The organism is Myxococcus faecalis (genome assembly GCF_050039385.1).
Taxonomy (GTDB): domain Bacteria; phylum Myxococcota; class Myxococcia; order Myxococcales; family Myxococcaceae; genus Myxococcus; species Myxococcus fulvus.
Window position 1 is genome coordinate 8,043,249 of sequence record NZ_CP144336.1, and the last position, 19,747, is coordinate 8,062,995.

Here is a 19,747-nt window from a genome sequence, read left to right on the forward strand (position 1 = left end):
GCGGCGGGAACCGGCCCGACGCCCGCCTGGAGGTCGGTCTCCAGGCGGGGAGGCACTAATGCGGCTCGGGCAGGGGTGAAAGGGCTTCCGGCGTCCGGGTGTCGCTCGGGGCCAGGTCCGCCCGGGCGACGCGGCTCATCCGGTCCGCGTTGACGCGCGCCTGGACGTAGCGGGGCGACAGTCGGGTGGCCTGGGCATAGGCGCCCCGGGCCTCCTCCTTGCGGCCCAGCCGCTCCCAGGCCACGCCCAGGTTGTTGTGCACGTACGCGACGTGGGGCAGCAGCTCCGCCGCCCGCGCGAGCACCTCCGCGGCCTTCGCGTCCTCTCCCGCGCGCAGGTAGGCGAAGCCCAGGTTGTTGAGCGCGTAGCCGTGCTCCGGCTCCAGGTGCACCGCCTGCTGGAAGCGGAGGATGGCGGGGGACAGCTCGCCCGAGGCCAGGTGGGCCCGGCCGAGCGCCTGGTAGCCCTCCGCGTCCTCCGGCGCGCGCACCACCGCCTCCTCGCCCACGCGCACCGCCTCCGCGTGGCGCCCCAGGGACACCAGCAGGCGGGCCTGCTGGATGAGCGCGCCGGCCTCCTCGGGCATCAGGCTCCCCAGCCGCGCGTAGGCCGCGAGCGCCAGCTCCGACTGTCCCTGCAGCCGCGCCAGCCGGGCCGCCGTCATCAGCGCCTCCGTGTCGGACGGCTCATCGTGCAGGGCGCGGCGCACCTCGGTGAGCGCGCCGGACACATCCCCCAGCTCCCTGAGCGCGCGGGCGCGGCCCAGGTGGTCCACGCGGCGGGTGTGCTCGTGCGGCAGGGCCAGGGCGTCCTCGACCGCCACGCGCGGCGCGGGCGTGGACGGGAGCTCCTCGGCGGCCGGGAGGGTGGCCGGGATGGGCAGGGGCGCCTCGGCGAACGCCGGCGCGAGGTCCACGGGGATGACCGCATCGCGGGTGCGCGCGTGCTCGGCCAGGGCCAGCCAGGGGCGCAGCGTGGCGGGCAGGGGGACGTCGGTCCACGCGGCCAGGCCCAGGGCGGCGAGGCAGGAAGGCACCAGCGCCTTCTTGAGCGTGGGCGGCAGGGTGAAACCCAGGGTGCGGCGGGAGGTCTTCTTCGTCCTCGGGCTCATGGCGACCTCGACTCCAGGCGGGGCGTCCGGGAAGGGCGCTCCGGGAGGACACCTGTGGGCGTCCTCCCACCCGGAGTCATTGCGATGCGCGTGCCAGGGCCCTTGCCCCGGAGCATGGGACGGGGTGTGGCCGCGTAGCCGCACGAGGAGGGGAAAAGCGTGGCGGGGGCGTGGGTGCCGTGCGACGGTGCCCGCGATGAAAATCGCGACCTGGAACGTGAACTCGGTACGGGCCCGGCAGGAGCGCCTGCTCGAGTGGCTGAAGAGCGCGCAGCCGGACGTGGTGTGCTTGCAGGAGCTCAAGTGCACCGAGGCGGACTTCCCGCTGGAGGCGGTGCGCGACGCCGGCTACCACGTGGCCCTCCACGGGCAGAAGACCTACAACGGCGTGGCCATCCTGGCGAAGGAGGAGCCGCGGGACGTGGTGAAGGGGCTGTCGGACGGCGTGGACGACACGCACGCGCGCCTCATCGCCGCGACGGTGAAGGGCGTCCGCGTGGTGAGCGCGTACGCGCCCAACGGGCAGTCGGTGGACTCGCCCCAGTACGAGTACAAGCTCGAGTGGTATGGCCGGCTGCGCCGCTACCTGGACACGCGCCACAAGCCGGACGAGCCGCTGGTGCTCGGCGGTGACTGGAACGTCGCGCCCGAGGACATCGACACCTACGACCCGAAGCTGTGGGAAGGACAGACGCTCTTCACGCTCAAGGAGCGCGACGCGCTCCAGCGCCTGCGCGCCTTCGGCCTGACGGACGCGTACCGCAAGCTGCACCCCGACACGCAGCGCTTCTCGTGGTGGGACTACCGCAACCTTGGCTTCCCGAAGAACCTGGGCCTGCGCATCGACCACCTCTACGTGTCGGCGCCGCTGGTGCCCCGGCTGACGGGGGCGGACACGGACCGCGACGCGCGCAAGGGAAAGCAGCCCTCGGACCACGCGCCGGTGTGGCTGGAACTCCAGGATTGAAGCGGGTGGGGGACATCATGATGACGCGACGATGGATGGCGTATGTGGGGCTGAGCCTGTTCCTGGCGGGTTGCTCCGTGCGGCGGATGCCACCCGTCGCGCCGGAGCCGGTGCCGCCGCATGAGCTGTACCTCCTGTCCTCCTCGGTGCTGAAGGAGGAGCGGCGCATCACCGTCTACCTGCCGCCCGGCTACGAGACGGCGAAGGACGCTCGCTTCCCGGTGCTGTACATGCCCGACGGTGGGCTCCAGGAGGACTTCCCGCACGTCGCCTCCGCGGTGGACGCCGCCATCCGCGCGGGGGAGATGCGGCCGCTCATCGTCGTGGGCATCGAGAACACGGTGCGCAGGCGCGACATGACGGGGCCCACCGAGCTCGCGAGTGACCGGGAGCTCATCCCTGTCTCGGGTGGCTCGGCGGCGTTCCGCGCGTTCATCCGCGACGAGCTGCTCCCCGACATCTCCCGGCGCTATCGGGTGACCGAGGAGCGGGCCATCATCGGCGAGTCGGCCGCGGGCCTGTTCATCATGGAGACCTTCTTCCTCCAGCCCGAGCTGTTCGACACGTACCTGGCGCTGAGTCCGAGCCTCTGGTGGAACGGCGAGGCGCTGGTGAAGCAGGCCGGGACGTTCTTCGCGCAGCACCCGTCGCTGCGCGCGCGGCTGTATGTCTCCTCCGCGAACGAGACGGAGGACATCGTCCCGGCGGTGGCGCGGCTGAACGACATCCTCCAGGCGAGCGCACCCGCCGGGCTGACGTGGGAGGTGGAGCCCCGACCGGACCTGCGTCACGACAACATCTACCGCTCCACCGCGCCCGCCCTGCTGCGCAAGTGGCTGCCCCCGGTGAACACCGCCGGGGACGCACGGTAGGCCGCGGGCCTGGGTTCGCCGTAGAGTCGGCGGGCCATGTCCGTCCTCCGACTCGACTGTACGAAGTGCGACCGGACGTATGCGCCGGGCGCCGTGCTGAACCTGTGCACCACCTGCGACGCGCCGCTGTTCGCGCGCTATGACCTGGAGCGCGCGGCGAAGACGCTGCGCCGCGAGGCCCTGGCGACGCGGGAGCGCTCCATGTGGCGCTACCACGAGGTGCTGCCCGTGGCGGACCCCGCTCAGCGGCTCAGCCTGGGCGAGGGCTGGACGCCGCTGCTTGCGACGCCCCGGCTGTCGGCGCGGCTGGGGATGAAGCAGGTCTGGGTGAAGGACGAGAGCGGCAACCCCACCGGCTCGTTCAAGGCGCGCGGCCTGTCGGCGGCGGTGTCGATGGCGAAGGTGCTGGGAGCGAAGGCGGTGTGTCTGCCCTCGGCGGGCAACGCGGGGAGTGCGCTGGCGGCGTACGCGGCGCGCGGTGGCCTGGAGGCGCATGTCTTCGTGCCTCGCGACATCGCGAGCCTCTTCCTCCTGGAGACGCGGGCCTATGGCGCGCACGTCGAGACGGTGGACGGGCTCATCACGGACGCGGGGAAGGTGTGCGCGGGGCTGGCTCGCGAGCATGGGTGGTACGAGTGCGCCACGTTGAAGGAGCCCTACCGCGTGGAGGGCAAGAAGACGATGGGCTACGAGGTCGCGGAGCAGCTCGGCTGGACGCTGCCCGACGTCATCCTGTACCCGACGGGCGGCGGCACCGGGCTCATCGGCATGTGGAAGGCGTTCGAGGAGATGGAGGCGATGGGCCTCATCGACTCGAAGCGGCCGAGGATGGTGGCGGTGCAGGCGGAGGGCTGCGCGCCCATCGTGAAGGCCCACGAGGAGGGCAGGCCCGATGCGCCGATGTGGCAGGGCGCGACGACGCATGCGCACGGCCTTCGCGTACCCAAGGCCCTGGGCGACTTCCTCATCCTGCGCGCGGTGAAGGAGAGCGGGGGGACGGCGGTCTGCGTCACGGAGGCCGAAATCGTCCAGGGGACGAAGGACCTGGCCTCGGCCGAGGGGCTCTTCGCGGCGCCGGAGGGCGGCGCCTGCGTGGCCGCGCTGCGCAAGCTCCATGCGTCCGGGCAGGTGACTCCCGAGGAGTCCGTGGTGGTCTTCAACACGGGCACGGGATTCAAGTACGTGGAGAACATGGCGCCGCTCTGGTGAAGGGCGTGGCAAGGCGCGGCGCGCCATGCGCGTGGGTGTCCTCCCTGGCGCAAGGACCGCTCGGGCCCGCGCTCCCGGAGGGCGCATGCTGGGGCTCGCGGTGGCTCACCGGCCCGCGGATGAGAGACGAAGTGTTCGTGGAGCCCGTGGGCTCCTGTGTTGGATGGGAAGCATCGCCCGCTGTGTTCGCTGCCCCTGACCGAGGACCTGCTGATGACGCGTTCGAGGAACCCCTCCGCCCGGAGTCGGAACCGCGAAGGAGGCGCCGTGAAGATGCCGACGAGGAGGTCTCGGGTCCGCTCGCCGCGAGAGCCCTCGCTGCGTGGGCTCGTGGTGGTGATGTGCCTGGGGCTCGTGGCTTGTGTGGCGCCCCGGAGCGTGGCGCCAGCGGGTGAGGCCACGGCGACGGGGCCCATCGCCCACGTGTCCACGGATGGGCGGGTGCGCTCGCGTCCGGGCCCGGTGTCGGACGTGTCCGCGGCGGTCGGGGAGCAACCGCTGGGGCTGGGAGGCGCGCGTGACGGGCTCGTGTACGTGCCTCGCACCTATCGTCCGGAGCAGCCCGCGCCGCTGATGCTGTTGCTGCACGGCGCGAAGGGGAACGCGCGGCAGATGCTGCAGGCGCTGGCGCCCGTCGCGGAGTCGGAGGGATTCCTGCTGGTGATTCCGGAGTCGCGCGGCGTGACGTGGGACCACAAGCTGGCCACGGGCGGCGCGGACCTGGACTTCATCGACATGGCGCTCGCGCGGGTCTTCTCCCGCTACGCGGTGGCGCCCGAGCATGTCAGCGTCTCCGGGTTCTCGGATGGCGCGTCCTATGCGTTGTCGCTGGGCATCCTGAACGGTGACGTGTTCTCCCGCATCGTGGCCTTCGCGCCGGGCTTCGTGGACGCGGCGGAGCCTCGCGGTGTGCCGCGCGTGTTCATCGCCCACGGCGACGCCGACCAGGCCATCCCCGTGGAGGAGGGGCGCCGCATCGGCGCGGAGCTGCGCTCGGCGGGCTTCGACGTGCGGTTCCACGAGTTCACCGGAGGCCACTCGATTCCGGCCGACGTCGCACAGGCCGCCGCGCGGTGGCTTCGTGAACCGAACCCACCGGCGGACAGCCCCGCGTCAGGCGCGGTGCCGTAAGCCTCAGCGCCAGGGGAGCCGGTCGAGGATGCCGTCCTTGACGCGCTCGAGCGGCTCCGTGACGGTGTCCCAGACCTTCTTCCCGGCGTCCTTCACGCCGTCGACCACCGCGTCCTTGACCTCGTTCCACTTGCCCGTGGCCTTGGAGAAGTCCCAGTTCGGGTCTCCCTTGCCCGCGCGCATCTGCTTCACCGCCTCGTCGAGATACGCGGTGTGGTCCTTGCCGCTCTCTCCGATGAAGGGGCGCTTGCCGTCGAAGTAGCCCTGCTTGTACGCGTCCTGGATGAGCTCGCCCTGCTGCTCGGGGTTGAGGTCCGCCCACTTCTTGCCGGAGTCGATGCCCTTCTCCCAGTCGTAGCCCTGGCCCGCGCCCTGCGCGACCAGCGCCTTGGCCGCGTAGTCCGCGCTATAGCGGCTCACCTCCCGTCGAGAGCCCATGACGCCCCCCCCTCCCGAGTCGCTCCCGTTCCCGGACAGCCTCTGCCATCGCTGCGCCGCGCCACCGCGCTACGTCCAGTCACGGACCTCGGTGTTCATCATGTGCCCGCTGTTGCCGGGGAAGTACCCGCCGCAGCCGGTGCGGGCTTGCGCGCTCTTCCGCCCCGCGGCGCTGGCGGGTGTGAAGGATTGAACTGGAGCGAGGGCAGGAGAGGGAACGTGCCCTCGTCGCGAGGAGCAGGCGGCAAGACAGGGTGATTGCGAGGTGCGCTGGCCGTCCCCAACTGAGGCGCGCAGTGCAGTCACTGAGGGGGAGAGACTGGATGGTCGCCAAGAAGAGCTCGCGCGCTACGTCGCGCGCCCGTGGGATGCCCAAGAAGCGGATGGTTTCTCGTACGCGCATGTCGAAGCCTCGACGTGCCGCCGCCACGCCCCGGCGTCGCGTGGCGTCCGGGGCGCGTGCCTCGACGAGCAGCCGGTACACCCGGCCCGCGCTGAGGGATCGCCTCAAGAAGCGCCTCATGGCGGGGACGCGAGGCGGGCGCGCGGGACAGTGGAGTGCGCGCAAGGCCCAGCTGCTGGCCGCTGAATACGTGAAGGCCGGCGGTGGATATCGCGGACGGAAGGCCACGAGCCAGAAGTCGCTCACGACGTGGACGCGCGAGGCCTGGCAGACGAGCACCGGTGGCACGCGTGCGCGCCGCGGCGCGACGACGGCGCGCTATCTGCCGAAGAAGGCGTGGTCACGGCTCAGCGCGCGTCAGAAGCAGGCCACGGAGCGCCGCAAGCGCACGGCCTCGCGGAGAGGTCGGCAGTACGTGGCGAACACGCCCGCCGCGCGTCGTGCTCGTAAGGCGGCGACGCGGCGGTAGGCGTACCGGCTCCCCGTCGCGCTCGCGTTGTGGCGGCGCGGCGGTGGGGGACTACGTCACCCGCCGTGCTCGCACCTCACGGCGGGTGACCCGCTCGGGCTCCCTGGGACAGGGTCGCCCGGTGGCGCGCCGCCATTCGCTCGTCGAAGAACTCCTCGTAGGTCATCATCGGGCGCTCGGATGATGCGCACGCAGGTGCGGCGCATACGCCTCGGAGTCCGGCACCCCAATCATCAGCCGAGCCACCCGGACGGCCTGCCGCCAGCCACGTCGCGGCACCTCCACCCAGGTCGTCATCTCAGGGCCCCTCCACCGCCGTCACGGGGACGTACGGCGTCTCGTTCGCCGTGGGTGTCGCCGAGCGCCGGGCCGCGAGCGCGGAGCGCTCCCCGAACGCCACCGTCGCCAGCAGCAACATGAAGGAGACGGTGAGCCCGGCATCCAGGTCGTCGTTGGAGAAGCTCCGCCGTATCTCCTCCATCCCTCGAAGGGTACGCCGTCACTTCCTCGTAGTGGCGCGCCTTGAGCAGCCGGCTCACCAGCTCGCTGGCGCAGACGACGGCCTTCTTCGCCTCCGACCTGGAGCGCCGCCGCGCGCAGGGCCTGCATGCCGCTGGAGCAGATGCCATGCAGTGACGCCACCTCACACGCGGGGCCACCCAGCGCGCGGCGCACCTGGCTGGCGAAGCCCGGCAGTACCCGGTCGCCCTGGGGGACGCCGTGACGAGCAGGTCCATCTCTCCCAGGGTGATGGGCGAGCGCGACAGCGCATCCTGGACGGCGTTCGCCGCGAGGTCCCAGTTGCACAGCACGGTGCGCTGCTCGCGGTCGAGGGCGTAGTGGCGCTGGGTGATGCCGTTCTGGACGAGGACACGGGCGCGGGCCCGGGAGGGCTTGCCCCGGACCTTGCCGAGGTCGTCCTCCATCTGGTCGTGGGGATGGGCTCGCCCGGGAGGAACTTCCCCAGGCTGGTGATGAAGACGTCGTGGGCCATGCGCCGACCGTAGGCCGTCCGCCCGAGCCACTTCCCCGGGAGGGAAATGACCCGCGGGAATCTTTCGCGCCCCTCTTGTGGTGAGCCATCCCGGCAAACACAAACTTCGCGCGCCCAGCCGCAGGCGGGGGGCTACCGCTTCTGGACGTGGACGACCTTGTTGATGATCTTCCAGCCCCCGTCCGTCTTGATGACGGTGAGGTAGTCCGTCATGAAGGCGCCCGGGTAGTCGAGCTCGACCTTGGCCACGCCCACGTCGCCGGTGACGTCCAGGCTGACCAGCCGGCGCTTGCGCTTCGCTTCGTCGTCGGCGGGCTTCCCGCTGACGCCGGCCAGGTACTCGGCGGCCGTCCTGCGCACGAGCACGCCGTCCCGGTTGAGGAACATCTTCATCTCGTCGTGCATCGCCTCGCGGAAGGGGGCCACCTGGCCCGTCGCGTGACCCTCCAGATACAGCTCCACCGCGCGTCGGGCGCCCACCACATCCTGCGTGCTCGCGGGGGTTCCACGCGCGCTCCCGGAAGCGAGCACGCCTCCCACGAGGACCGCGCCCACCGCGACTGCGCTTCTGAAGTGCTGCTTCATGGCTCTGTGCCTCCAAGGTCCTCGGTACGTCGGTGCTCTTGGTAGCGCGCCCCTGGAGGGCCGTGTGACGTCCTCTTCGGACGGTGGCGGGAGTCGCCGAGCGGCCCAGGGCGTCGGTGAGTGGCACAGCCGTGACGCGGGCCTGGGCAGGAGAGCGTCCCGGAAAACCCGCTTCGTGGCGCCGGCCCGGAGGACGAGCGGGCGCCACGGCGGCGGCAGCGTGCTTCGCGAGTCGCGGTTCCCCAGCGTGTTTCGCATAGAGTGCCCTCGGCGAGTGCCGATGCCGGGGAATGCGAAGGACGGGAGACGCATGGACTGCGACTGGCTCATCATCGGCTCGGGCTTCGGCGGCAGCGTCAGCGCGCTGCGGTTGACCGAGAAGGGCTACCGCGTGGTGATGCTGGAGAAGGGGCGGCGGCTGGCTCCCTCCGACTTCCCGAAGACGAACTGGAACCTGAAGCGCTGGATGTGGATGCCCCAGCTCGGCTGGCGGGGCCTGTTCCAGATGAGCTTCTTCCGCCACGTCACGGTGCTGTCCGGCGTGGGCGTGGGAGGCGGCTCGCTCGTCTACGCCAACACGCTCCCCATCCCGAAGGACGACTTCTTCCAGGCCTCCTCGTGGGGACACCTGGCCTCCTGGAAGGACGAGCTGGCGCCGCACTACGCCACCGCGCGCAAGATGCTCGGCGCGACCACCAACCCGCGCGGCACCGTGGCGGACCGGGTGCTCGAACAGGTGGGCCAGGAGCTGGGCCGCCCGGGCTTCGAGCCGTCCACCGTCGCCGTGTACTTCGGTGAGCCGGGCGTCACGGTGAAGGACCCGTACTTCGGCGGAGAGGGCCCCGAGCGCACCGGCTGCACGTCCTGCGGCGGGTGCATGCTCGGCTGTCGCCACGGCGCGAAGAACACGCTGGACCGCAACTACCTCTACCTCGCGGAGAAGCGCGGCCTGACGCTGCACGCGGACACGGAGGCCACGTGGGTGCGGCCCCTGCCGGACGGTGGCTACGAGGTGGAGGCGAAGAAGGGCGCCGGCCTCTTCGGACGCGAGACCCTGCGCCTCACCGCGAAGAACGTCATCTTCGCTGGAGGCGTGCTGGGCTCGCTGTCGCTGCTGCTGCGGCTCAAGGAGCACAAGGACGGACTGCCCCGGCTGTCGGACCGGCTGGGCGACGGCGTGCGCACCAACTCCGAGGCGCTCATCGGCATCGTGAGCGGTCGCCCGGAGCACGACTTGTCGAAGGGCATCGCCATCGGCTCCATCCTGCACACCGACGAGCGCTCGCACCTGGAGCCCGTGCGCTTCTCGGAGGGCTCCGGCTTCTTCCGCCTGCTGATGGCGCCGCAGGTGCCCGGCAAGTCGATGCTGGGTCGGATGGCGCGGCTGGTGGGCCTGCTCGCGCGCCACCCGCTGCGCTTCCTCAAGGCGTGGTTCGTCCCGGACTTCGCCAAGCGCACGCTGATCCTGCTCTACATGCGCACGCTGGAGGGGCACCTGCGCATGCGGCGCGGTCGGCTGCTGAAGAGCGGGCTGTCCACCGGGCTGCAGTCCGGCCCCGCGCCCACGTCCAACATGCCCGAGGCGTTCGACCTGGCGCGCCGCGTGGCGGACAAGCTGGACGGCTATCCGATGACGATGGTGAGCGAGACGGTGCTGGGCATCCCGACGACCGCGCACATCCTCGGCGGCTGCTGCATGGGAGACTCGGCGGCGACGGGCGTCATCGACCATCGCCACCGGCTCTTCGGCTACGAGGGACTGTACGTGGTGGACGGCTCGGCCATCTCCGCCAACCCGGGCGTCAATCCCTCGCTGACCATCACCGCGCTGGCCGAGCGAGCCATGACCTTCATCCCCCACGCGCGGACCGGGGAAGACGAAGCGCCGCGACCCGCCCGGCGGTCGTCCTGAGTCCGTGCGCTACAGGCGGACCTGGAGCTCGTAGCGGCGGTTCTTCGCCTTCTTCGCCTCGGTGTTGTCCGGCTTCACCAGGGGACGGTCGGAGCCGAGGCCCACGGCGACGATTTCACCGCGGGGGATGCCCCGGGCGACCAGCTCCTTGACGATGACCTCCGCGCGCTGCTCGCTGAGCTTCTTGTTCTTCGCCGCGTCGCCCGTCGAGTCGGTGTGGCCGGAGACCTCGAACTTGTAGCTCTTCACCCCGCCGGCGGTGAGCTGCTTCTTGGCGTCGATGAGGGCGTTGGTCAGCTTCTTGAGCTTGTCCTCGCAGCCGGCGGCCAGCTCCGCGGTGCCCGTCTTGAAGCTGCACTGGTTCTTCTGGCCCTCCTCGAGGAGCTTGGCGTTGACGCGCTTCTCGACGGTGGACTTGCCCGCGTCACCCGCGGCCTTCTTGAGGTTGTCGAAGGGGCTCTGCGCGGCGGCCACACCCGGGAGGGCCAACAGCGACACGGCGATGCACAACGCCTTGAGCTTCATACGGTGAGACTCCTTGGGTTCCGCTGGAGGAGGGAACCGGGCGCAGGCTGCCCAGGGCACGCGCGTCCGTCCAGCGTCACGAGGCCCGGCGAGCGACCCGGGCGCCGTCCGCTCGCCGGGTGGGACAATGGCGCCGTGCCCACCCGTCCCATGAAACTTGCCTCCGCGTACGGGCGGAGCAGCATGCTCCCGTCGTCCTTCTCCAAGGGACGGCAGCGAGGCACTTTCAGTGGGCGGCAGCAGTCGGACGGAGCGGTGGCAGCGGTTCTTGTCGGGGCACCGGGTGGGCTCGGAGCCGAAGCCCGTGGAGGCGCGGGTGGAGAAGGCGCCCGCGGGTGAGGTGTCCCTGCCGCTGGATGAGCGCACGCCGTTCGACGTCGACTACGACCGCATCGTCTTCTCCAGCGAGTTCCGTTGCCTGCACGACAAGACGCAGGTCTTCCCGCTGTCGACGAGCGACTACACGCGCACGCGGTTGACCCACAGCATCGAGGCGTCGTGTGTGGGGCGCTCGTTGGGACAGCTGGCGGGGCTGGGGCTGAAGTCGCAGGGGGTGAAGGTGGAGCCCTCGCACCTGGGGACCATCGTCGCGGCGGCGTGCCTGGCGCACGACATCGGCAACCCGCCTTTCGGCCACTCGGGCGAGGCGGCCATCCAGCATTGGGTGTCGCAGCGGTTGGCGAAGCCGGGTGAGACGCTCGCGGGCAAGCCGAGCCCCTTCACGAAGGCGGAGGAGTGGAGGGATTTGGAGAGCTTCGAGGGCAACGCGCAGGGCTTTCGCATCCTCAACCGGCTCCAGTCGCGCGAGCGGCGGGGCGGGCTGCGCTACACCGCGGCGACGCTGGGGGCGATGAGCAAGTACCCTCGGCCGTCGGTGCTCCCAGGCGGACGCGAGGCGAACAAGGCGCGCGTGTCGGAGAAGAAGTTCGGTTACTTCCAGGACGACCACGTGCTGGCGCTGGAGACCTACCGTGCCGCGGGGCTGCCCGAGCGCGAGGAGGGCGTCTTCTCCCGCCACCCGCTGGCCTTCCTCGTCGAGGCGGCGGACGACATCTGCTACGCGGTCATCGACCTGGAGGACTCCGCGAAGCTGGGGCTGGTGCCGATGGATGTGGCCTGTGAGCTGTTGGACCAGGTGCTGCCTCCCCCGGAGAAGTCGACGCGATTGCCACCCGCGCACCTGGAGACGCGCCTGGCGCAGGCGCGCGCGCGGGTGATTGGCGTGCTCATCCAGGCGAGCGTCCGCGTGTTCCTGGAGCACGTGGAGCAGATGGAGGAGGGCGAGTGGGAGAAGCCGCTCGTCTCCGCTCGAGAGGACATCCGTGGGCCGCTCGACGCCATCAAGAAGCTGACGCGTCGCAAGGGCTACGAGAGCGAGCGGGTGCTGCAGATCGAGAGCGCCGGCTTCAAGACGCTCGGCGGCCTGCTGGACATGTTCGCGCAGGCGGTGGTGACGGACACGCCCAACCGGGAGGAGAAGAAGCTGCGGCAGCTGCTGCCCCTGGAGCTGTTCCAGCGGCCGGACAAGCCGCTGACCAGCGAGGACATCGGTGACGCGCTCGCGCGGCTGTCCATGTACCAGCGGCTCTTGTGCGTCACGGACTACATCTCCGGGATGACGGACGGCTTCGCGGTGGCGCTGTACCAGCGGCTGTCCGGCATCAAGCTGCCGACCTAGCGGGGTGCCCGGTGCCGCTCAGGCGTGCAGCCCTTCCGAAGGAGCGCTCGTGTGCGCCTGCCGTCCCCGTCGCTCCATCAGGGCGAGCGAGTCGTCGATGGCCAGGATGTTCCCCGACGGGTCCCTGAACCACGCCGACTTGAAGTCGCCCATGGTCGCGATGCCGTTCTTCGTCTGGATGCCCATCTCGGGGATGTCGTATTCCTCGAGCTTCACGCCCGCCTGTCGCAGCTCGTCCACGCTGGCCTCCACGTCCTCCACGGCGAAGGAGCACGCGGTGGCGGTGGAGCCGGACGGCGTCGAGCGCTCGTAGACGAGGAGGAAGGACTCACCGCCCACGCGGTACATGGCCGCGCCCTCCTCGGAGATCTCCTTGACCTCGTCGAACCCGAGCACCTCGCCGTAGAAGCGCCGGGCCGCCTTCAGGTCCGTCACCGCCAGCGTGGGCACCGCCTTCGTTCTTCCCAGTCCCATGTGTCAGTCCTCCTCGGAGGACAAGTGGGCACCGGCCGGGCGACTCGCAAGCGAGGGTGCGTCGCGGCTGCCGCCTCCCGGCTCGCGTGGATGGACATGGGTGGCGCGGTGCGACTCCGCTAGACTCGGGGCACCGTGACGCCGATGGAAGAGACACCTGCCCCCCTGTGGCGGCGAGCGCTGGGGCTCGTCGCGGTCTGGAGCGTGCCGGGGACGCTGTCCGCGCTGGAGACGTACTTCTTCAGCCTGTCGTCGCCCCGGCCGATGGAGCCGTGGCGCGCGTTCCTGTCGCAGCTTCCCGGCTGGTATGTGTGGGTGCCCGCCACGCCGTGGGTCTTCGCGCTGGCGCGGCGGCTGCCGCTGGGGCGGCCGTTCCGCGCGGGGGCCTGGGCGGGGCACGTGCTGGCGTGCCTGGGCGTGAGCGGGCTGTTCGCGCTCGTGTACACGGTGTGCCAGCGGGCCTTCGGCGCGGGAATGGGAGGCGCGTCCTTCGGGGGGATGCTGGCGCGCTATGCGCTGGGCTGGTTGCCGATGATGGCGATGACGTACGTCGCGACGGTGGGGGTGGCGCAGTCACTCGCGGCCCGGCGGCGTGAGCGTGAGCGGGAGCGGCAGGCCGCGGCGCTCGCCGTCGAGCTGGCGGAGGCCCGGCTCCAGGCGCTCCAGGTGCAGCTCCATCCTCATTTCCTGTTCAACACCCTGAACGCCATCGTCGTGCTGGTGCGGGATGGGGAGAAGGACACGGCCGCGAGGATGCTGGTGCTGCTGGGGGACATCCTGCGCCGGCTGCTCCAGCAGGGCGCGACGCAGGAGGTGTCCCTCCGGGACGAGCTGTCGGTGCTGGAGCGGTACCTGGAGATACAGCGGCTGCGCTTCCAGGACCGGCTGCGTGTGGACTGGGATGTGGACGAGGCGTTGATGGACGCGCGGGTGCCGCACCTGGTGCTCCAGCCGTTGGTGGAGAACGCCATCCGGCACGGTGTGTCGGCCCGCACGGCGGCGGGAGCGCTGCGCATCCGGGCCCGGCGCCACGGCGAGGCGCTGGAGCTGATGGTGGCGGATGACGGTCCGGGGTTGCCTGTCGGCTTCGATATGGAGAGAAGCCCGGGTATCGGGCTGTCCAACACCCGGGCGCGGCTGTCCCAACTCTACGGGGCGGCGGGGCGAGTCAGCGTGGCGGTGTCGCCGGAGGGCGTGGGGACCGTGGCCACCGTGTGGCTGCCCTTCCAGCGCGAGGACGCTCCTTCAGGGCGGGGGGCCGCGCATGGCTGAGCTCAGTGTCCTCCCCATGGGCAGCGGAGGCATGAACGCCGTTTCTGAAACGCGGCCGCGCGTCGTTGGGCACAGCGTCCTCCCGAGAAGGAGCGTTGGCATGGGCACGGCGCCAGGGGACGGGGGCGCGCATCGCGGGGCCATGGTCTTCGGAGCGGAGATTTCGCGTGGCTGAGCTCGCCGTCCTCCTGGTGGATGACGAGCCGCTCGCCCGACGTGGCCTCCGGCAGGCCCTGTCGCGGCATCCGGACGTGACGGTGTGCGGCGAGTGCCGCGACGGGCGCGAGGCGGTGGACGCCATCCACGCGCTGAAGCCCGCGCTGGTGCTGCTCGACGTGCAGATGCCGGAGCTGGATGGCTTCGGGGTCATCCGCGAGGTGGGCGTGACACGGATGCCCGCGGTCATCTTCATCACCGCGTTCGACTCCTTCGCCGTGCGCGCCTTCGACATGCACGCGGTGGACTACCTGGTGAAGCCCTTTGCGGACGAACGCTTCGACGAGGCGCTGAGCCGGGCGCGGCAACGACTGCGCCAGGACGAGGCCTTGGCGTTGGGACGAAAGCTCGCGGCCCTGCTCGCGGACACGGGGCACGCTCCTCCCAAGGAGGACGACACTCCGCCACAGGACGAGCACCCGAGCCGACTGGTGGTGAAGGTGGGGGCGCGCTCGGTGCTCGTGCCGGTGTCGGACATCGACTGGATTGGCGCGGACGACTACTGCGTCACGCTGCACGTGGGCGACAAGGAGCACGTGCTGCGCGAGAGCCTGGCGTCACTGGAGGCCCGGCTCGACGGGGAGCGCTTCGTGCGCATCCATCGCTCGGTCATCGTCAACGTGGAGCGCATCCGCGAGCTGCATCACGACTCGGCGACGGAACTCGTGGTGGTGCTGAGCACCGGCCAGCGCCTGCGGGTCAGCCGGAGTCGACGCGAGGAACTGGAGCGCAGGCTCGGACGGGCTCGCTAGGCGTCCCGTCGATACGCGGGAGGAATCTGCTCTCCTTCGAGTGTCACCCGCGTCCCGATATCCCGCTCGCCGAAGAGGATGAGCCGGATGACGTCGTTGAAGTCCCTCAACCGGATGTAGAGGATCCACGTCTCATCCAGGAGCCACCAGCCGCCCTCCGCCGTCACGAAGAGGATGGCGAAGTCGCTCGTGGCCACATCCGTCGATGCCATCCGCCGCATCGCTCGCGCCGAACTCCAGGTGGCGATGGTCGACCCCGCGCACGTCGAGCCCGTCCATGAACGACATCACGGCCTGGGCGTAGTCGTGGACCTGGTAGCCCAGGCCCTCCAGCTCCGCGCACACGGTGTCGATGGGCACCGTGCGCGACTGGAGGACACCGCGCTGCTGGAGGAAGCCCCGGACCTTGGGTTCGAGGACTCCCATCCACGGCGGAGTGAACAGCATCGTGTCGTTCATGGCGGATGCGCCCCCGTGCGTTCTTCGCCATCCTCGCACACGCGCCTCACTTCAGGGCTTCACCTCGGAGACCACGGCGTTCTGCTTCTCCACCGCGGCCGCGAGCGCGGACACGTCCGTGGCGCCCAGGTGCATGCCGAAGACACGGGCCACCTCCAGCCGCTCACGCGCGATGACCTCCATCGTCTCGGAGACCTGTTGCACGTTGAAGAAAGTCCCGTCCGGGCGAGGCTGGACCAGGTCGCTGGTGTAGAGCAGCCGGTGCTCGGGAAGCGCGACGAAGAGCATCCGCTCCCCGGTCTCCGTGCGCACGGGGACCAGCTCCAACCGGTTCCTCCCGGCGCCGAGCTTCACGCGTTGCCCCACGTTGACCAGCGAGGCGGCCCGAGGCGCACGGGCGAGCGCGTCCGGCGCGAGGGTCCGAGGCGCCGTGAGCACCCCCTGCAGGAGCGGCCGGTTGAGGTCCAGCACGTGAAGCGGGATGCCGCGCGCGGCGTACTCCCGGACCCCGCCCACGTGAGGCCATGCATCGCTCGTGGACACCACCGCCTTCACCTTGACGCCCGGGAAGCGACGCTGGGCCTCCTCCAGGATTCGCGCCGAGTAGCCCGAGGAGATGGGCGCCTCGATGATGACGAGCCCATCGTCCTGCTTCACCAGCGTGACATCCCACGCGCCAGGCAGATGCACGACGCCCGGCGCCAGCTCGACGGCCGGACGGTCGGGGCGACCCAGCGGCAGGTCATCCGCGGTCATCCGCCCCCGCGCCGCGAAGCCCTTCTTCACGTCCTCGGGAATGGCGAAGTCCTCCTCGGAGACCTTCGGAGCCAGCTCCAGCCGCGTCACGGTGAAGCTGTGGTAGGCCTGCCCCTTGCGCTCCCACTCCCAGTGGCGTGGATGGCGCAGCCCGCCCGGCTCCAGGGACCACGCCTGGAAGAACCACCGCGTCGTCACATCACCCCAGACACTCCAGAAGAAGTCCGACGGGTGCGCGTCCAGCGTCTCCACCATCGTGGGCAGCCGCGTCCGCGCGTTGAGATACAGCTTCACCCGCGCGTGGCCATGGCGGAACGCCACCACGTGGTGCGGCACGTCCTGCAGCCGGGTGTCCGCCAGCGCGCGCAGCTCCGGCGCGGCCAGCGCGGTGAAGAGAATGCGCTCGGGCGCGAAGTCGAGCCGCTCGTTCAGGTCCTGCAACTGGGCCCCTCCCGCGGGACGTCGCTGGCCGCCGCGCTCCATCATCACCACACCGTCGGACAGCACCATCGTCGCGCCCTGCCAGTCCTCGAGCCCCGGGGAGCCACGGCCCTCGGTCTTCATCCGCAGCCGACGCTGTCGCAGGTCTCGCACCTCGTCGACCTGCTCGTAGCTGACGAGCCACGGTGGGGCAGGGCGCTCGGACTGCTCCATCAGGTTCCAGTGGCCGATGCCCTGGATGCGCAGCGCGCAGAGGGCCTGGAGCTTCGCTTCGCCCCCCATGGCCTCCAGCGAGGCCCGCAGGTGGGCACGCGCGACGTCCTCGGCCGCGAGGGCGGAGGACGCGAGGAACAGGCCGAGGAGCACGAGCAGCGGAGTGGTTCGTCTCATGCCCCCAGGATGCCGAGGCGCCCGTGGGCTCCCGGTGCCTTTGCAGCCAATGGCGGGACGGGCGCGGCGAAGTGCGCGCCCGGAGCGGCGAGTGGTGGAGCGCCGGGCTCAGTCGCCCGCGACCGCGAGCTGCCAGTCCCCGTCCTTGTCGATGCCGACGCGCAGGCCCAGGTAGCTGCCCAGCTCCTTGCGCATGCTCTCGAGGTCGGCCTTCGGGTAGACGCCGGCGAGCATCTTCACGTCCTTCTCCGTCTTGAAGCCGGTGATGTGCACGGAGGGCCAGTAGTAGAGGTCTCCCTCCTGGGCGTAGGGCAGCTCCAGCACCTGGACGATGCGCGCGAGGGTGGGCTCGCCCTTCGTCTCCTCCTGCTTCCAGAACGCCACCGCGTCCTCGTCGGGGCCGAAGCTGAAGCGCACGCTCTTGCCCTTCTCGTCCACCAGCCTGCCCAGCTCCGCGTAGTCACACGCCCGCGCGGCGGCGATGATGCGGGTGCGCATGCTCTCCACCGCGGGAGGCAGGGGCGGCTTCGGCGCGGCCTTCGTGGAGGCCTTCAGCTTCGCCGCGGAGCAGTCCGTGCCACCCGAGGCCCGCGCGAGCTCTCCTGCGTCACCCGGGCCCGCGTCAGGCGTGCCCGCGTCGGCCAGGTCCACCGCGTCCCCCGCCGTACCGGGAGCGACGGGAGGGGAGTCGGGGACGACAGGCTGGGAGGGGGCCACCGCCGAGGCGGGAGCCCCCGCGTCCACGGGCCCGGCGGGGGTGGCGGTGCGCTCGGTGCAGGCGACGAGCGAGGCGGCGACGCAGACGGACAGGCGGGTCAGGCGGGTCATGGCCCGCGTATGTAGTTCAAGCCCCCCGGCCCGTGTCGCCCCGATGCGCTTCTTCTGGTGACTCGAGGACGAACGTTCATTCCCGGGCCCCGCGCGCACCGCCGGACGGCGACCGAGCGCCGGTGCCACGCATGAGTTGCTTGGGTCCGCCTCCGGACGAGGTGATACTCCCCACCCATGTGCGGCCGTGTCACCGTTCGGACCTCTCCTGATCAGCTCGTGGTGGAGCTGGGCCTCGCCGGCATTCGCATGGCGGTGGACCGCCCCCGCTTCAACCTGGCGCCCACGCAGCTGATGCCCGTGGTGCCCAATGACGGAGCGCGGATGCTGGACGCCTTCCGCTGGGGGCTCATCCCCTCGTGGGCGAAGGACGCGAGCATCGGCAACAAGCTCATCAACGCGCGCGGGGAGACGGTGGCGGAGAAGCCCAGCTTCCGCAGCGCGCTCAAGCGTCGTCGGTGCCTGGTGCTGGTGGACGGCTGGTTCGAGTGGAAGCAGTCCACGAAGCCGAAGACGCCCTTCTACTTCCACCGCGCGGACGGCAAGCCCCTGGCGCTCGCGGGGCTGTGGGAGGAGTGGACGGCGCAGGACACCGGCGAGGTGCTGCGCACCTGCACCATCATCACCACCAGCCCCAACGCGTTGATGGCGCCCATCCACGACCGGATGCCCGTCATCCTGCCGCCCCCGGCCCAGGAGGTGTGGCTGCGCCCCGAGCCCCAGGAGTCCTCCGTCCTGCTGCCCCTGCTGGTGCCCGTGGCGGACGACGGCCTGGACGCCTACGAGGTGGCGCGCGTGGTCAACTCCCCCACGAACGACGTGCCGGCCTGCGTGGAGCGGGTGGCCGCGTAGCCGCGGGAAAATAAATCCCCTGTCGAAATGCGCGGGCCCCGTTCGTTCGCCTCCTGAAGTCGAACACATCGGAGGATTCGCGATGAAGGACCGGGGTCGGGAAGGTCTCAGCCGCCGTTTCATCCTGGGGGCCGGGGCCGCGTGTGTCGCGAGTCTTGGACTCTCTTGCCGGGGACACGCCATGAACACGAAGCCGCAGCAGGGTGGCTACGCCACCGTCGACGACCTGAAGGTCTATTTCGAGGTCCACGGAGGCTCGCTCGAAGGAGGCAAGACGCCCCTCGTCCTGCTGCCGGGCGGCATGCTGGCCATCGAGACGGCCTTCACGAAGGACCTGCTCCCGCGCTTCGCCCGGAGCCGCCCCGTCATCGCCATGGAGATGCAGGGGCATGGCCACACGGGAGACAGGCCGGGCCCCATCCAGCTGGAGCGCATGGTGAAGGACGTCGTGGGCGTGCTCGCGCACCTCGGCGTGAAGCGGGCCCACCTGCTGGGCCACAGCCTGGGCGGGATGATCGCCACGGGCGTGTGCGTCCACCATCCCGAGGTCGTGGCCAGCGCCACGCTCCTGAGCGTCACGTACACGCTCGAGGGCATGCTGCCCGAGCTGGTGAAGATGCAGCGAGACCCGACGCACGTGCCCTCGCCCGAGCTGATTCCGCTCCTTCCCACCGAGGCGGACTTCGTGTCGTGGAAGACGAACTTCGACAAGTACAACCCGGACCCGTCCAGCTTCGAGTCCGTGCTGGCCCGACTGAACACCCTGCTGACCGAGTGGAAGGGCTGGAGCACGGCGCAGCTCAACGGCATCCGCGCGCCGGTGCTGCTCGCGCTCGGCGACAACGACTTCACCCGCCTGGAGCACGCGGCGGAGATGTACCGCCTCATCCCCGGCTCGAAGCTGGCCGTGCTGCCCAACACCACGCACATGAACATCATCGAGCGCGGTGCCTGGCTGGAGCCCATGGTCCAGGAGCTCATTTCGCGCGCGGAAGGCGCCTGAGCGGAGGCGT

At 70.7% G+C, this 19,747-nt stretch carries 23 protein-coding genes; 12 read left to right on the forward strand and 11 right to left on the reverse strand.

Going from position 1 to position 19,747, the window contains the following annotated elements; translation table 11 throughout:
• Positions 1-55: 55 nt before the first annotated feature.
• Complete coding sequence (locus tag VZQ01_RS32420; RefSeq protein WP_426745578.1) at positions 56-1,111, reverse strand: tetratricopeptide repeat protein; 1,056 nt, start codon at positions 1,109-1,111, stop codon at positions 56-58.
• 196 nt (positions 1,112-1,307) lie between these two features.
• Here VZQ01_RS32420 and xth point away from each other — a divergent pair, with 196 nt between their 5' ends.
• From xth to VZQ01_RS32440, 4 genes are all read left to right on the forward strand, one after another.
• The gene (gene xth / locus VZQ01_RS32425; RefSeq protein ID WP_426745579.1) at positions 1,308-2,078 is read left to right on the forward strand and encodes an exodeoxyribonuclease III; all 771 of its coding nucleotides are present in this window, start codon (positions 1,308-1,310) and stop codon (positions 2,076-2,078) included.
• Between the two features lie 20 nt (positions 2,079-2,098).
• The gene (locus tag VZQ01_RS32430) at positions 2,099-2,950 is read left to right on the forward strand and encodes an alpha/beta hydrolase (protein WP_141325605.1); all 852 of its coding nucleotides are present in this window, start codon (positions 2,099-2,101) and stop codon (positions 2,948-2,950) included.
• Positions 2,951-2,986: 36 nt separating this feature from the next.
• Complete coding sequence (locus VZQ01_RS32435; RefSeq protein ID WP_426745580.1) at positions 2,987-4,159, forward strand: threonine synthase; 1,173 nt, start codon at positions 2,987-2,989, stop codon at positions 4,157-4,159.
• A 273-nt stretch (positions 4,160-4,432) separates the two neighbouring features.
• Positions 4,433-5,290 (forward strand): alpha/beta hydrolase, encoded by an 858-nt coding sequence (locus VZQ01_RS32440; protein WP_426749006.1) that lies wholly within the window; start codon positions 4,433-4,435, stop codon positions 5,288-5,290.
• A 3-nt stretch (positions 5,291-5,293) separates the two neighbouring features.
• Here the strand turns inward: VZQ01_RS32440 and VZQ01_RS32445 are convergent, their stop codons facing one another.
• Positions 5,294-5,728: a hypothetical protein gene (locus VZQ01_RS32445; protein WP_223745472.1), complete on the reverse strand. Its 435-nt coding sequence runs from the start codon at positions 5,726-5,728 to the stop codon at positions 5,294-5,296.
• Between VZQ01_RS32445 and VZQ01_RS32450 the strand changes: the two genes are divergently transcribed.
• Together VZQ01_RS32450 and VZQ01_RS32455 are read left to right on the forward strand one after the other, a co-directional pair.
• Positions 5,727-5,921, forward strand: coding sequence for a hypothetical protein (locus VZQ01_RS32450; protein WP_426745581.1), 195 nt, complete (start codon positions 5,727-5,729; stop codon positions 5,919-5,921). The genes VZQ01_RS32445 and VZQ01_RS32450 overlap by 2 nt on opposite strands.
• 208 nt (positions 5,922-6,129) lie before the next feature.
• The gene (locus VZQ01_RS32455; protein ID WP_426745582.1) at positions 6,130-6,600 is read left to right on the forward strand and encodes a hypothetical protein; all 471 of its coding nucleotides are present in this window, start codon (positions 6,130-6,132) and stop codon (positions 6,598-6,600) included.
• A gap of 165 nt (positions 6,601-6,765) precedes the next feature.
• Here VZQ01_RS32455 and VZQ01_RS32460 read toward each other — a convergent pair whose 3' ends face one another.
• The 3 genes from VZQ01_RS32460 to VZQ01_RS32470 form a co-directional block, all read right to left on the reverse strand.
• Complete coding sequence (locus VZQ01_RS32460) at positions 6,766-6,897, reverse strand: CstA-like transporter-associated (seleno)protein (RefSeq protein ID WP_274622654.1); 132 nt, start codon at positions 6,895-6,897, stop codon at positions 6,766-6,768.
• A 1-nt stretch (position 6,898) separates the two neighbouring features.
• Positions 6,899-7,081 (reverse strand): hypothetical protein, encoded by a 183-nt coding sequence (locus tag VZQ01_RS32465; RefSeq protein ID WP_223782004.1) that lies wholly within the window; start codon positions 7,079-7,081, stop codon positions 6,899-6,901.
• A gap of 645 nt (positions 7,082-7,726) precedes the next feature.
• Positions 7,727-8,179: a nuclear transport factor 2 family protein gene (locus tag VZQ01_RS32470; RefSeq protein WP_194869192.1), complete on the reverse strand. Its 453-nt coding sequence runs from the start codon at positions 8,177-8,179 to the stop codon at positions 7,727-7,729.
• A 310-nt stretch (positions 8,180-8,489) separates the two neighbouring features.
• Between VZQ01_RS32470 and VZQ01_RS32475 the strand changes: the two genes are divergently transcribed.
• Positions 8,490-10,091 (forward strand): GMC oxidoreductase, encoded by a 1,602-nt coding sequence (locus VZQ01_RS32475; protein WP_426745583.1) that lies wholly within the window; start codon positions 8,490-8,492, stop codon positions 10,089-10,091.
• 9 nt (positions 10,092-10,100) lie between these two features.
• On the opposite strand, the gene VZQ01_RS32480 is transcribed toward VZQ01_RS32475, so the two are convergent.
• A complete protein-coding gene (locus VZQ01_RS32480; RefSeq protein WP_141325585.1) occupies positions 10,101-10,616 on the reverse strand; it encodes an OmpA family protein in 516 nt (171 codons plus the stop codon).
• Positions 10,617-10,899: 283 nt separating this feature from the next.
• On the opposite strand from VZQ01_RS32480, the gene dgt reads away from it, so the two are divergent.
• Entirely contained in the window at positions 10,900-12,294 is a 1,395-nt protein-coding gene (dgt, locus tag VZQ01_RS32485; protein WP_141325604.1) for a dGTP triphosphohydrolase, read from the forward strand.
• An 18-nt stretch (positions 12,295-12,312) separates the two neighbouring features.
• Here dgt and VZQ01_RS32490 read toward each other — a convergent pair whose 3' ends face one another.
• Complete coding sequence (locus VZQ01_RS32490) at positions 12,313-12,768, reverse strand: VOC family protein (protein ID WP_426745584.1); 456 nt, start codon at positions 12,766-12,768, stop codon at positions 12,313-12,315.
• A 144-nt stretch (positions 12,769-12,912) separates the two neighbouring features.
• Between VZQ01_RS32490 and VZQ01_RS32495 the strand changes: the two genes are divergently transcribed.
• Positions 12,913-14,040 (forward strand): sensor histidine kinase, encoded by a 1,128-nt coding sequence (locus VZQ01_RS32495; protein WP_305070861.1) that lies wholly within the window; start codon positions 12,913-12,915, stop codon positions 14,038-14,040.
• A 167-nt stretch (positions 14,041-14,207) separates the two neighbouring features.
• Positions 14,208-15,008: a LytR/AlgR family response regulator transcription factor gene (locus tag VZQ01_RS32500; protein WP_426745585.1), complete on the forward strand. Its 801-nt coding sequence runs from the start codon at positions 14,208-14,210 to the stop codon at positions 15,006-15,008.
• Here VZQ01_RS32500 and VZQ01_RS32505 read toward each other — a convergent pair.
• From VZQ01_RS32505 to VZQ01_RS32520, 4 genes are all read right to left on the reverse strand, one after another.
• Positions 15,005-15,205: a hypothetical protein gene (locus tag VZQ01_RS32505; protein ID WP_426745586.1), complete on the reverse strand. Its 201-nt coding sequence runs from the start codon at positions 15,203-15,205 to the stop codon at positions 15,005-15,007. The two genes, VZQ01_RS32500 and VZQ01_RS32505, sit on opposite strands and share 4 nt — an antisense overlap.
• A complete protein-coding gene (locus VZQ01_RS32510) occupies positions 15,141-15,467 on the reverse strand; it encodes a hypothetical protein (RefSeq protein ID WP_426745587.1) in 327 nt (108 codons plus the stop codon). The genes VZQ01_RS32505 and VZQ01_RS32510 overlap by 65 nt, the downstream gene beginning before the upstream one ends.
• Before the next feature lie 51 nt (positions 15,468-15,518).
• The gene (locus VZQ01_RS32515; RefSeq protein WP_426745588.1) at positions 15,519-17,054 is read right to left on the reverse strand and encodes an MBL fold metallo-hydrolase; all 1,536 of its coding nucleotides are present in this window, start codon (positions 17,052-17,054) and stop codon (positions 15,519-15,521) included.
• Between the two features lie 108 nt (positions 17,055-17,162).
• Positions 17,163-17,882: a hypothetical protein gene (locus VZQ01_RS32520; protein WP_426745590.1), complete on the reverse strand. Its 720-nt coding sequence runs from the start codon at positions 17,880-17,882 to the stop codon at positions 17,163-17,165.
• A 177-nt stretch (positions 17,883-18,059) separates the two neighbouring features.
• Between VZQ01_RS32520 and VZQ01_RS32525 the strand changes: the two genes are divergently transcribed.
• Both VZQ01_RS32525 and VZQ01_RS32530 read left to right on the forward strand, forming a co-directional pair.
• Positions 18,060-18,734 (forward strand): SOS response-associated peptidase, encoded by a 675-nt coding sequence (locus tag VZQ01_RS32525; protein WP_074955898.1) that lies wholly within the window; start codon positions 18,060-18,062, stop codon positions 18,732-18,734.
• A gap of 181 nt (positions 18,735-18,915) precedes the next feature.
• Positions 18,916-19,737 carry an alpha/beta fold hydrolase gene (locus tag VZQ01_RS32530; RefSeq protein ID WP_408889710.1) on the forward strand — a complete coding sequence of 274 codons (822 nt, stop codon included), beginning with the start codon at positions 18,916-18,918 and terminating at the stop codon, positions 19,735-19,737.
• The last annotated feature ends 10 nt before the right edge of the window (positions 19,738-19,747 follow it).